Source organism: Pseudomonas sp. D3-10 (assembly GCF_051132175.1).
Classification (GTDB): Bacteria; Pseudomonadota; Gammaproteobacteria; order Pseudomonadales; family Pseudomonadaceae; genus Aquipseudomonas.
Window position 1 is genome coordinate 320359 of the sequence record NZ_CP071668.1, and the last position, 11724, is coordinate 332082.

An 11724-nucleotide genomic window follows, 5' to 3' on the forward strand; every position below is an offset into this window, starting at 1 on the left:
CCTTTTTGATCAGCGAGTGATGTACTTGGCGCTGACGTACGGTGCGTAATCCGGCAGTACGGCTTCGACCTTGCCTTGCTCCTTGAGGAACGCGGCGGTGTTGGTTATCGCCTGGGTGGTTGGGGCGCCGAGGCTCAGCACCTGGTCTGCGGCCAGGGGGAATACGTTGCCTTGCAACAACAGCGGGATATCGCTGGCCTTGGCCCCGGATAGCTTCACCAGCTTGTCGATGTTGGACGCATCGGCCAGCCAGGCTAGTGGGTCCTTGCGGTATTGGGCATAGGCATCCAGGGTGACTTTTGCGAAAGCCGTGACGATTTCAGGGTGCTGCTGGGCGAAGTCCTTGCGCACGATCCATGCGTCGAAGGTCGGTGCGCCAAATTGCGCCAGTTCCGCAGAGGTAATCAGCACCTTGCCGTTTTCCTTGGCCACGCCCAGGGCTGGGTCCCAGACGTAGGTGGCGTCGATGTCGCCGCGTTTCCACGCCGCGATGATGGCCGGTGGGGCGAGGTTGAGCACGGTGACTTTCGATGGGTCGATATTCCAGTGTTTCAGCGCGGCGAGCAGGCTGTAATGGCCGGTGGAAACAAACGGCACGGCGATCTTCTTGCCGATCAGGTCTTGCGGGGTCTTGATGCCGGAGCCGTCACGGGCCACCAAGGCTTCGGCGGCGCCGATCTGCGTCGCGATGAGGAATGTTTCTACTGGCACCTTACGAGTGATCGCGGCGGTCAGCGGGCTGGAGCCGAGGTAGCCGATCTGCACATCGCCCGAGGCGATGGCGGCGATGATATCGGCGCCGTTGTCGAACTTGCGCCAGGCGATCTTGGCCTGGGTGGCATTTTCATACGCGCCATCGGCTTGGGCGACTTTCGCCGGGTCCACGGTGGTCTGGTAGGCGACGGTCAGGTCGGTTGCCTGTGCGAAAAAACTCGCCGCGGCCAGGGAGGCGGCTGCGAGAAGGCGAAGGGGGAAACTCAAAGACATGGTAAAGCTCCTCAACCAGCCGCCGGAGAGTCGGCGTTGGAGGAGACTAAACGATCTAAGAACTCTAAAATAAATAACTTTTTCGCATTAGCTTATCTGCGAAAAAGTCTATCGAGAAGCCACGAAACCCCTGTGGCAAGGAAGCAAGCTCCCACGCCACAGAGTGTTCTTGCCAGCGGCGAATCAGTTACTGATCGCTAGAATGCTCGCCTGGTACGACCCCACGAACACGTCGAAATCACCCACTTCGTTCTGCTCCAACTCGGTTTGCTGGACCAGGGATCGCCGAGCATTTTCCTCGAAGGCAATTATTTCATCGGCCGACAGTGGCTCTGCGCGGAAAAACTCGGCGTGGGCCTTGCTCTGGCGCAGGGAGAACTGGGCGAAGCTTTCCTTGTGTTCGGCCATGGCCGCCAGTACCCGGGCGGATGGCGTGAGGAATGGGTCGCGGACTTTTGCCAGTTGGGCGTCCAGCGCCTGGCGGTGGTCATCACCACCTTGGCTTTGGTCGAGCAGTGCCGCCAGCGGGGCGATCTTGTCCAGCAATTCCAGGGCCCAGGCTTGCATGTCCACCGATTCACCCTGGCGCTGCAATTGCAGGCCTGGCTTGCGGCCTTCCTTGACCACCGTCAGGAAGTTGCTGGTGGCGTTGCTGCACTCGTTGTTTTCCAATTGCGGGCTGTCGTCGAGGCCGCAATACAAGAGGAACGCATCGAGGAACCGCGATTCGGTCAGGTCGATGCCCATCGGCAAGAACGGGTTGATGTCCAGGCAACGTACTTCGACGTACTGGATGCCACGGGCCATCAGCGCCTGGATCGGTCGCTCCCCGGTGTAGGTCACGCGCTTGGGGCGGATGTTGGAGTAGTACTCGTTTTCGATCTGCAGGATGTTGGTGTTGAGCTGCACCCATTCGCCGTTCTGGTGAGTGCCAATCTCGACATACGGCGCATACGGCGTTGCCACAGCCTTGCGCAGGCTATCGGTGTAGCTTGCCAGGTCGTTGTAGCAAGGCGTCAGGCCGGCCTGGGCGTTGCTCTGGTAACCCAGGTCGCTCATGCGCAGGCTGGTGGCGTAGGGCAGGTACAAGGTGTCCGGGTCCAATTGTTCCAGCTGATGCGGTCGGCCACGCAGGAAACCGGCGTCGAGGGCCGGCGAGGCGCCGAACAGGTACATCAATAGCCAGCTGTAGCGCCGGAAATTGCGGATCAGGGCGATATAGGCCGACGACTGGAAATCCCGGTCGCTCAGATCGCTGGCTTCGTCCTGGCGCAGCAGGGGCCAGAGCTTTTCCGGCAGGGAAAAGTTGTAGTGGATCCCGGCGATGCATTGCATGGTCTTGCCGTAACGCAGGGCCAGACCCTTGCGATAGACATACTTGAGCCGACCGATGTTCGAGGTGCCGTAATAGGCGATCGGAATCTCCTCCTCAGCCGGCAGCGGACACGGCATCGAAGGGCTCCACAGGTATTCGTCGCCGAGCTTGCTGTAGACAAACCGGTGGATCCTGTCGAGGCTGCGCAGGGTATCAGCCGGGTTGGCCAGGGCCGGCGTGATGAATTCCAGCAGCGACTCGGAATAGTCGGTGGTGATCTGTTCGTTGGTCAGCGCCGAGCCCAGGGCTTGCGGGTGCGGCGTCTGCGCCAGGCGCCCGTTGTCGGTGACACGCAGGCATTCACGTTCGATACCGTGCAGGCACTGCTCGAGCAGGGAGAGGTTGGCGCGCTCGCCGAGCAGGGCCAGGCGGCGGTTTAAAAGGTCGCTCAAGTTGAATTCCTTCACGCGTCAGTCGCCCCAATATGGGGGTGGGCAAGACGGTCTACAAGGGTGAAGTTAAAACTGGCGTTTTCGCCTGGTTTACATACGGTCAAAGAAGATCGCCGCCGTCCCTCGTGGGAGCGAGCTTGCTCGCGATAGCGGTATATCAGTCAACTAAATGTGACAGGTCCATCGCCATCGCGAGCAAGCTCGCTCCCACAGGAAAGCCCGACACCGCATTCGTGGCGTCGAAATTAACTCAAATCGATGACCAGGAGCTATAGGACAGCGAACGTGCCTTGCGCTTTTGCGACTAGCTTGTCGCCTTGCATCACATCGGCCTCGACCACCAATGTGCGCCGGCCCGGGTGGATGACCCGGGCGGTGCACAACACCTCGCCGTCGGACACGGCGCGGATGTAGTTGATCTTGCACTCGATGGTCGCAGACTGCTGGTCGAAGCCATGGACACTGGAGCAGGCCAGGCCCATGGCGATGTCCACCAGGCTGAACAGCGCACCGCCGTGCAGCTTGCCGCCGCGATTACGCAACTCGGGGGCCAGGTCCAGGGTGACCTGCGCCACCCCGTCCCCAAGGCTGTGCAAGCGGCAGCCGAGCAGCTTGAAAAACGCGCTCTCCACCAACCCGGCTGGCGCGTCCATCAGCGTTTTTTCAATTGCTTGGCGTTGGCGAACAGCGAGGCCATGGCGTTGTTCGCCGGGGCCGCCGTGGCGGTCTCCTTGCGGGGCGCGGTGTTCTGCGACTGGCGTGGGGCGGCGCCTGGGCGAGCACCGCGGGCACCGTCGACCTTCTCACCCGGCGTGTCACTCATGCGCATCGACAGGCCAACGCGTTTGCGCGGGATATCGACTTCCATGACCTTCACTTTTACCACGTCGCCGGCCTTCACGGCTTCGCGCGGGTCCTTGATGAATTTTTCCGACAGTGCCGAGATGTGTACCAGGCCGTCCTGGTGCACGCCGATATCAACGAACGCGCCGAAGTTGGTCACGTTGGTGACCACGCCTTCGAGGATCATGCCCGGTTGCAAGTCCTTGAGGTCTTCGACGCCTTCCTGGAATTCGGCGGTCTTGAATTCCGGACGCGGGTCGCGGCCCGGCTTCTCCAGCTCTTGCAGAATGTCGGTCACGGTGGGCAGGCCGAAGGTTTCGTCGGTGAATTTCTTCGGGTCCAGGCGCTTGAGGAACGCGGCGTCGCCGATCAGCGAGCGGATGTCGCGGTCGGTCTGGGCGGCGATGCGTTGCACCAGCGGATACGCTTCCGGGTGGACCGCCGAGGAGTCGAGCGGGTTGTCGCCGTTCATGACGCGCAGGAAGCCGGCGGCTTGTTCGAAGGTTTTTTCACCCAGGCGCGGGACTTTCTTCAACGCGGCGCGGGTCTTGAACGCGCCATGTTCGTCACGGTGGGTGACAATGTTCTGCGCGAGTGTCGCGTTCAGGCCGGAAATCCGCGCCAGCAGTGCCACCGAAGCGGTGTTCACGTCCACACCCACGGCGTTCACGCAATCCTCCACCACGGCGTCCAGGCCACGGGCCAGTTTCAGTTGGGACACGTCGTGCTGGTATTGACCGACACCGATGGATTTCGGATCGATCTTCACCAGTTCCGCCAGTGGATCCTGCAGGCGACGGGCGATCGACACCGCGCCACGGATCGACACGTCCAGGTCCGGGAATTCCTTCGAAGCCAGTTCCGACGCCGAATAAACAGAAGCACCGGCTTCGGAGACCATGACCTTGGTCATTTTCATGGCCGGGTATTTCTTGATCAGTTCCGCTGCCAGCTTGTCGGTCTCGCGGCTGGCGGTGCCGTTGCCGATAGCGATCAGGTCCACCGAATGCTTGGCGCACAGGGCGGCGAGCACCGCGAGGGTCTGGTCCCATTTGTTGTGCGGCACGTGCGGGTAGACCGTGGCGTGGTCCAGCAACTTACCGGTGGAATCGACGACCGCTACCTTGCAACCGGTGCGCAGGCCCGGGTCCAGGCCCAGCGTGGCGCGGGGGCCGGCCGGCGCGGCCAACAGCAGGTCGTGCAGGTTGTGGGCGAATACGTTGATCGCCTCGGTCTCGGCGTTATCGCGCAACTCACCGAGCAAGTCGGTTTCCAGGTGGGTATAGAGCTTGACCTTCCAGGTCCAGCGCACCACCTCGGCCAGCCATTTGTCGGCGGCGCGGTTCTGGTTCTGGATGCCGAATTGCTGGGCGATCATGCCTTCGCACGGGTGCATGGTGCCGGGCAGTTCTTCGCCAACCTTCAGTGCGGAGCTGAGAATGCCTTCGTTGCGGCCACGGAAAATCGCCAGGGCACGGTGGGACGGCATGCTCTTGAGCGGTTCGTCGTGCTCGAAGTAGTCGCGGAACTTGGCGCCTTCCTCCTCTTTGCCGGCGATGACGCGGGCGCTGAGGGTCGCCTCCTGCTTGAGGAAGTTACGCAGCTTTTCCAGCAGGTTGGCGTCTTCGGCGAAACGCTCCATGAGGATGTACTTGGCGCCTTCCAGCGCGGCCTTTACGTCCGCCACGCCTTTTTCCGCATCGATAAAACGCGCGGCTTCGGTTTCCGGGGCGAGGGTCGGGTCGTTGAACAGGCCGTCGGCCAGCTCGCCGAGGCCGGCTTCCAGGGCGATCTGGCCCTTGGTGCGGCGCTTTTGCTTGTAGGGCAGGTACAAGTCTTCGAGGCGGGTCTTGGTGTCGGCCAGCTTGATGTCGCGCTCGAGTTGCGGGGTCAGCTTGCCCTGCTCCTGGATGCTCGCCAGGATGCTGATGCGCCGTTCGTCGAGTTCACGCAGGTAGCGCAGGCGCTCTTCCAGATGACGCAATTGAGTGTCATCGAGGCTGCCTGTCACTTCTTTCCGGTAACGGGCGATGAAAGGGACCGTGGAGCCTTCATCGAGTAGCGCGACGGCCGCTTCGACCTGTTGTGGGCGGACGCCGAGTTCCTCGGCGATGCGGCTGTTGATGCTGTCCATAAAACCACCTGACAAATTGTGAAATCAGGCTCGCCACCGCAGAAGCCGGGCTCGGCGAGACTGGTTGAGCGGCCTGGCGTGCGCCGCTGCCTGGGTCAAAAGGCTGCCTGTTGACCCGTGAAATCAAAAAAATGCTGCCTGGCCAGGGGGAAAAAGTGTTTCGCCGGTGTAACGATCCGGCCCTGTCCTGGCACAAAGGCCGCGCATTATAACCAGCGTTCCACCGTTAGGGTGCGTCGCGCCCGTGGGCTTGATCAGCGGATTGCTGGAGATAGGCGAAAAATCTGCTAACAATGCACACGGTACGCACAACGGCAGCTAGGCCATAATGCGCGCCGAGATCAAAGGAGCTTCCTATGAGCAGCACCGCACAAACTGCTGAAGGCGAAAAAATTCTGATTGTTGACGACGATCCAGGGCTGAGCAGCCTGCTGGAGCGCTTTTTCGTCAGCAAGGGTTACCGAGCCCGCACTGTACCGAACACGGAGCAAATGGACCGTCTGTTGGCCCGTGAGGTTTTCAACCTCGTCGTCCTCGACCTGATGCTGCCCGGTGAAGACGGCTTGACCGCCTGTCGTCGCCTGCGCGGCGCGAACAACCAGATCCCGATCATCATGCTGACCGCCAAGGGCGACGAGCTGAGCCGTATCAAGGGCCTTGAACTGGGCGCCGACGATTACCTGGCCAAGCCGTTCAATCCGGACGAGCTGATGGCGCGGGTCAAGGCGGTCTTGCGTCGCCAGTCGGCGCCGGTGCCGGGCGCGCCGGGCAGCGAAGACGAAAGCGTCACCTTCGGCGACTATGAACTGTCGCTGGCCACCCGCGAGCTCAAGCGCGGCGACGAGGTACACATGCTCACCACCGGTGAGTTCGCGGTCCTCAAGGCTTTGGTGATGAACGCTCGCCAGCCGCTGACCCGAGACAAGCTGATGAATTTGGCCCGTGGCCGGGAATGGGATGCGCTGGAGCGTTCCATCGACGTGCAGATTTCCCGCTTGCGCCGGATGATCGAGCCCGATCCATCCAAGCCGCGTTATATCCAGACCGTCTGGGGCGTAGGCTACGTATTCGTGCCGGATGGCGCCGCCAGCAAGTGATCGGCGATTTGTAGGAGCGGGAAGCCTGGTTGATTGAAGTCTTTTCCAGGCGACTCGCGGTCCGTCATTGTGCGAGCATCGCTCGCTCCTGCAAGTGTGTAGCGGCTATTCATGAAAACCCCCGTTTGGTTCCCCCAGAGTTTCTTTTCCCGCACCCTCTGGCTGGTGCTCATCGTCGTGCTTTTTTCCAAGGCGCTGACGTTGGTCTACCTGCTGATGAACGAAGACGTGCTGGTGGACCGCCAATACAGTCACGGCGTTGCCTTGACATTGCGGGCCTACTGGGCGGCCGACGAAACCAATCGAGCAAAGATTGCCGAGGCGGCAACATTGATCCGGGTGGTCGGAGCCGGCGTGCCGGAAGGCGAGCAGCACTGGCCATACAGCGAGATCTATCAGCGGCAGATGCAGGCCGAGTTGGGCGCCGACACCGAGGTGCGATTGCGCATGCACTCGCCGCCGGCATTGTGGGTGCGCGCTCCAAGCCTTGGGGATGGTTGGCTGAAGGTTCCGCTGTACCCCCATCCATTGCGGGGCCAGAAGATCTGGAACGTGCTGGGCTGGTTCCTGGCGATCGGCCTGCTTTCGACGGCTTCGGCGTGGATCTTCGTCAGCCAGCTCAACCAACCGCTCAAACGCCTCGTGTACGCCGCCCGGCAATTGGGCCAGGGGCGTAGTGTACGGTTGCCGATCAGCGATACGCCCAGCGAGATGACCGAGGTGTACCGAGCGTTCAACCAGATGGCCGAGGATGTCGAGCAGGCCGGACGCGAGCGTGAGCTGATGCTTGCAGGGGTCTCCCATGACTTGCGCACACCCCTGACCCGGTTGCGGTTATCGCTGGAGTTGATGGGCGAGCACACCGACCTGACGGATGAAATGGTCCGCGACATCGAAGACATGGACGCGATTCTTGACCAGTTCCTGGCATTCATTCGCGACGGTCGTGATGAGTCGGTGGAAGAAGTCGATCTCAGCGACCTGGTTCGGGAGGTGGCTGCACCCTATAACCAGAACGAAGAGAAGGTCCACCTGCGCCTGGAGCCGATCCAGCCGTTCCCGCTACGTCGCGTATCGATGAAGCGCCTGCTGAACAACCTGATCGGCAACGCCCTGAACCATGCAGGCACCGGTGTGGAAGTGGCCGCCTACGTTTCGGGCGATACCAGCGCGCCCTACGTCGTTCTGAGCGTCATGGACCGAGGCGCCGGCATCGATCCGTCGGAATTGGAGGCCATTTTCAATCCGTTCACCCGAGGCGATCGCGCCCGGGGGGGAAAGGGCACGGGACTGGGCCTGGCGATCGTCAAGCGCATCGCCTCGATGCACGGCGGCAACGTCGAGCTGCGCAATCGCGTGGGCGGCGGACTGGAAGCGCGGGTGCGGCTGCCGTTGGGCTTGATGTTGCCTCGGGATGCGGTGTAGCGGAATCGCTCGGAAGGCGCAAAACCTGTGGGAGCGAGCTTGCTCGCGATGCGGTGGCTCAGCCAAATTTATGTTGGCTGACACACCGTCATCGCGAGCAAGCTCGCTCCCACAGTAATTTATAAATGGATTACCCCTTGCCCTTGGTCCGGGTCATGTTCGGCCCGCCGTTTTTCTCCAAGTGCTCGATGATGATCCCTGCCACGTTCTTGCTGGTGGTGGTCTCGATGCCTTCCAGGCCTGGCGAGGAGTTGACTTCCATCACCAGCGGTCCGTGATTGGAGCGCAGGATGTCCACGCCAGCCACCGCCAGCCCCATGACCTTGGCTGCCCGCAGGGCGGTCATGCGCTCTTCCGGCGTGATCTTGATCAGGCTTGCGCTGCCGCCGCGATGCAGGTTGGAGCGAAACTCCCCTGGCTTGGCCTGGCGCTTCATCGACGCGATTACTTTGTCGCCGACCACGAAGCAACGAATGTCCGCGCCCCCGGCTTCCTTGATGTATTCCTGGACCATGATGTTCTGCTTCAGGCCCATGAATGCTTCGATCACCGACTCCGCCGCCGTTGCGGTTTCGCACAGCACCACGCCAATGCCCTGGGTGCCCTCCAATACCTTGATAACCAGAGGCGCGCCATTGACCATGGCGATCAGGTCGGGAATGTCATCTGGAGAGTGGGCGAAGCCGGTCACGGGCAAGCCGATGCCACGCCGAGACAGCAATTGCAGCGAGCGCAGCTTGTCTCGCGAGCGGGCAATCGCAACGGACTCATTGAGGGGATACACCCCCATCATTTCGAACTGGCGCAATACCGCGCAACCGTAGAAGGTCACCGACGCGCCGATACGCGGGATCACCGCATCGAAGCCTTCCAGCGGCTTGCCGCGGTAATGGATTTGCGGTTTGTGGCTGGCAATGTTCATGTAGGCGCGCAGGGTATCGATCACCACCATTTCATGGCCACGCTCGGTCCCGGCCTCGACCAGGCGGCGGGTGGAATACAGACGCGGGTTTCGCGACAGCACAGCGATCTTCATGCAACACCTGTGGCAGAGGTAGTGGATACCGGGAATGCCGGCTTGTCTTGAACGTATTTGATGCCTGGATTGACCACCAACTGGCCGTCGATCAAGGCCTTGGAACCCAGCAACAGGCGATAACGCATGGATTTGCGGCAGGCGAGGGTGAATTCGACCCGCCAGAACCGATCGCCCAACGCCAGCGTGGTGCTGATCACATAGCGGACCTGGGCGTGGCCGTTGGAGCTCTTGATGGTCTTGCGCGCCACCAAGGGTGCTTCGCAGCGGCGATGGCGCAGTTGCACGACGGTGCCGAGGTGCGCGGTGAAGCGCACCCATTTTTCGCCGTCACGCTCGAATGGCTCGATGTCGGTGGCGTGCAGGCTCGAGGTGCTGGCGCCGGTGTCGATTTTTGCCCGTAGCCCGGCGACTCCCAGATCAGGGAGCGCCACCCACTCGCGCAGACCGACAACGGTCAGATGGTCGAAAGTCTTCAATAAAAACAACCTGAAATTGGCGCATCGGATTGCGGGCCCCGCGAATCGCGGTATTCACGCAGAATAATCACAAAATGACGACAGTTATCTACGTACTTGTTTGCATGTGTAACCGATGCCGACGCATGCCATGCGGACAGGCGGTTCGGCGGGCATTCTATCCGTCGGGACGGATTCGTGCGCCCGACAAAAACGGTAGTACAGTTCCAGCCATAGGTTAGAAAGAGGAATCCAAGTGGCACAAAAAAGCGAAGAGGATGACAAGGTCCGTCTCGATAAATGGTTGTGGGCGGCACGATTCTATAAAACCCGTGCCTTGGCCAAGGCTGCCATTGAAAGCGGCAAGGTCCATCACCGGGGCGAACGATGCAAGCCTGGCAAAGAGCCACGTATCGGTGATGAATACGTCATTCGAACAGGCTTCGACGAAAAAACGGTGGTCGTCGAAGCTTTGTCCATCGTGCGTCGCGGCGCGCCGCAGGCTCAAACGCTATACCGCGAGACCGAAGCCAGCGTCGCCAAGCGCGAAGCGGCAGCCGCCCAACGCAAGGCCGGTGCCCTGGGTGTGAGCACCGATGGCAAGCCCAGCAAGAAACAACGGCGAGACCTGTTCAAGTTCCATGGTAGCAACAGCGAGTAAAGCATCGGCCACACCGGTAACCCGTGGCGAGGGAGCTTGCTCCCGCTGGGCCGGTCCGACGCCTCGGGCGTAGCGGCCCCAGAATCTTGCGGTCGCTACGCAACCGAGCGGGAGCAAGCTCCCTCGCCACAACAGCGCTGCACATGCGGATAGATGCTCAGTCTTCCCACAAAGCAAAATCATGGCTTGCTTGGAACCCATCCTGAATGCCCATAAAATGCCAGCCATCCATTGCCATCACCTCAGAACCAGACTCCTATGACTGATTTACCGGATACCGACTACACCCAACGTTTCATCTTCGATGACAGCGACGCCCGTGGCGAGCTGGTAGCGTTGGAGCGTAGCTACGCCGAAGTCCTCGCCAAGCACCCCTATCCGGAGCCGGTCGCGCAGTTGCTCGGCGAGTTGATGGCCGCCGCGGCGCTGCTGGTGGGTACCTTGAAATTCGATGGCTTGTTGATTCTCCAGGCCCGCTCCGAAGGCCCGGTGCCATTGTTGATGATCGAGTGTTCGAGCGAGCGTGAGATCCGAGGCCTGGCCCGTTATCACGCCGAGCAGATCGCCCCCGACGCGACACTCGCCGACCTGATGCCCAATGGCGTTTTGGCCCTGACGGTCGACCCGAGCCATGGCAAGCGCTACCAAGGCATTGTCGATCTCGACGGCGCAACGCTGGCCGAGTGCTTCACCAACTACTTCGTCATGTCCCAGCAGACCAACACACGCTTCTGGCTGTACGCCGACGGGCGGCGTGCCCGCGGCCTGCTGTTGCAGCAATTGCCGGCCGACCGCATTCGTGATTCGGAAGAACGTGATGCCAGCTGGCAACACGTCACCGCTCTCGCCAGCACCTTGAGCGCCGATGAGCTGCTGGGCCTGGACAACGAAACCATCCTGCATCGCCTCTACCACGAAGAACAGGTTCGCCTGTTCGAAGGCCAGCCGTTACGCTTCAAATGCAGTTGCTCCCGTGAACGTTCCGGCAATGCGTTGGTCAGTCTGGGTCTGGAAGATGCGCAGCAATTGGTGATCGAGCATGGCGGCGCCATCGAAATCGATTGCCAGTTTTGCAATGAGCGCTACCTGTTCGATGCCGCGGACATCGCCCAATTGTTCGCCGGTGCGGGTGTCGACACACCGTCAGATACTCGTCACTAAATCGGTTCAGCGCAGGTAAATCTCCTGGCAAACGCCGGATTTACGCCGTACTGACGGGAGGGCCCTACTCTTTTTGGGCTTTTCTGGCATAATCCGGCCCACTTTTTTCGGGTAGTAGTGCGCGACTTCCTACTACAAAACGTTTGGAGCACTCG

General features: G+C 61.0%; 10 protein-coding genes. 4 read left to right on the plus strand and 6 right to left on the minus strand.

From position 1 onward, the window contains the following. Positions 1-9: 9 nt before the first annotated feature. The 4 genes from tauA to J3P90_RS01400 all read right to left on the minus strand — a co-directional run bounded on the left by tauA (position 10) and on the right by J3P90_RS01400 (position 5731). Entirely contained in the window at positions 10-987 is a 978-nt protein-coding gene (gene tauA, locus J3P90_RS01385) for a taurine ABC transporter substrate-binding protein (protein ID WP_434675732.1), read from the minus strand. Positions 988-1170: 183 nt separating this feature from the next. Then, the gene (gene gshA, locus J3P90_RS01390) at positions 1171-2754 is read right to left on the minus strand and encodes a glutamate--cysteine ligase (RefSeq protein ID WP_434675733.1); all 1584 of its coding nucleotides are present in this window, start codon (positions 2752-2754) and stop codon (positions 1171-1173) included. Between the two features lie 269 nt (positions 2755-3023). Next, entirely contained in the window at positions 3024-3407 is a 384-nt protein-coding gene (locus J3P90_RS01395; protein ID WP_420766434.1) for a PaaI family thioesterase, read from the minus strand. Beyond that, entirely contained in the window at positions 3407-5731 is a 2325-nt protein-coding gene (locus J3P90_RS01400; RefSeq protein ID WP_434649252.1) for a Tex family protein, read from the minus strand. Before J3P90_RS01400 ends, J3P90_RS01395 begins: the two co-directional genes overlap by 1 nt. 356 nt (positions 5732-6087) lie before the next feature. Here J3P90_RS01400 and ompR point away from each other — a divergent pair, with 356 nt between their 5' ends. Together ompR and J3P90_RS01410 are read left to right on the plus strand one after the other, a co-directional pair. Continuing rightward, positions 6088-6828, plus strand: coding sequence for an osmolarity response regulator transcription factor OmpR (gene ompR, locus J3P90_RS01405; RefSeq protein WP_003196691.1), 741 nt, complete (start codon positions 6088-6090; stop codon positions 6826-6828). Positions 6829-6939: 111 nt separating this feature from the next. Continuing rightward, a complete protein-coding gene (locus tag J3P90_RS01410) occupies positions 6940-8253 on the plus strand; it encodes an ATP-binding protein (RefSeq protein ID WP_039592640.1) in 1314 nt (437 codons plus the stop codon). A gap of 130 nt (positions 8254-8383) precedes the next feature. Here the strand turns inward: J3P90_RS01410 and rimK are convergent, their stop codons facing one another. Continuing rightward, positions 8384-9289: a 30S ribosomal protein S6--L-glutamate ligase gene (rimK, locus tag J3P90_RS01415; RefSeq protein WP_215003541.1), complete on the minus strand. Its 906-nt coding sequence runs from the start codon at positions 9287-9289 to the stop codon at positions 8384-8386. Beyond that, positions 9286-9708 (minus strand): ATP-dependent zinc protease family protein, encoded by a 423-nt coding sequence (locus tag J3P90_RS01420; protein WP_230633425.1) that lies wholly within the window; start codon positions 9706-9708, stop codon positions 9286-9288. Before J3P90_RS01420 ends, rimK begins: the two co-directional genes overlap by 4 nt. Positions 9709-10003: 295 nt before the next feature. Between J3P90_RS01420 and J3P90_RS01425 the strand changes: the two genes are divergently transcribed. Beyond that, positions 10004-10408: an RNA-binding S4 domain-containing protein gene (locus tag J3P90_RS01425; protein WP_420766432.1), complete on the plus strand. Its 405-nt coding sequence runs from the start codon at positions 10004-10006 to the stop codon at positions 10406-10408. 258 nt (positions 10409-10666) lie between these two features. Continuing rightward, entirely contained in the window at positions 10667-11569 is a 903-nt protein-coding gene (gene hslO / locus J3P90_RS01430; protein WP_434675734.1) for an Hsp33 family molecular chaperone HslO, read from the plus strand. Positions 11570-11724: the final 155 nt, after the last annotated feature.

Excerpts from the sequence above, each read along its gene's own strand:
- tauA (WP_434675732.1), bottom strand. The coding sequence starts at position 987 with ATGTCTTTGAGTTTCCCCCTTCGCCTTCTCGCAGCCGCCTCCCTGGCC.
- J3P90_RS01395 (WP_420766434.1), bottom strand. The coding sequence starts at position 3,407 with ATGGACGCGCCAGCCGGGTTGGTGGAGAGCGCGTTTTTCAAGCTGCTC.
- J3P90_RS01400 (WP_434649252.1), bottom strand. The coding sequence starts at position 5,731 with ATGGACAGCATCAACAGCCGCATCGCCGAGGAACTCGGCGTCCGCCCA.
- ompR (WP_003196691.1), top strand. The coding sequence starts at position 6,088 with ATGAGCAGCACCGCACAAACTGCTGAAGGCGAAAAAATTCTGATTGTT.
- J3P90_RS01410 (WP_039592640.1), top strand. The coding sequence starts at position 6,940 with ATGAAAACCCCCGTTTGGTTCCCCCAGAGTTTCTTTTCCCGCACCCTC.
- rimK (WP_215003541.1), bottom strand. The coding sequence starts at position 9,289 with ATGAAGATCGCTGTGCTGTCGCGAAACCCGCGTCTGTATTCCACCCGC.
- hslO (WP_434675734.1), top strand. The coding sequence starts at position 10,667 with ATGACTGATTTACCGGATACCGACTACACCCAACGTTTCATCTTCGAT.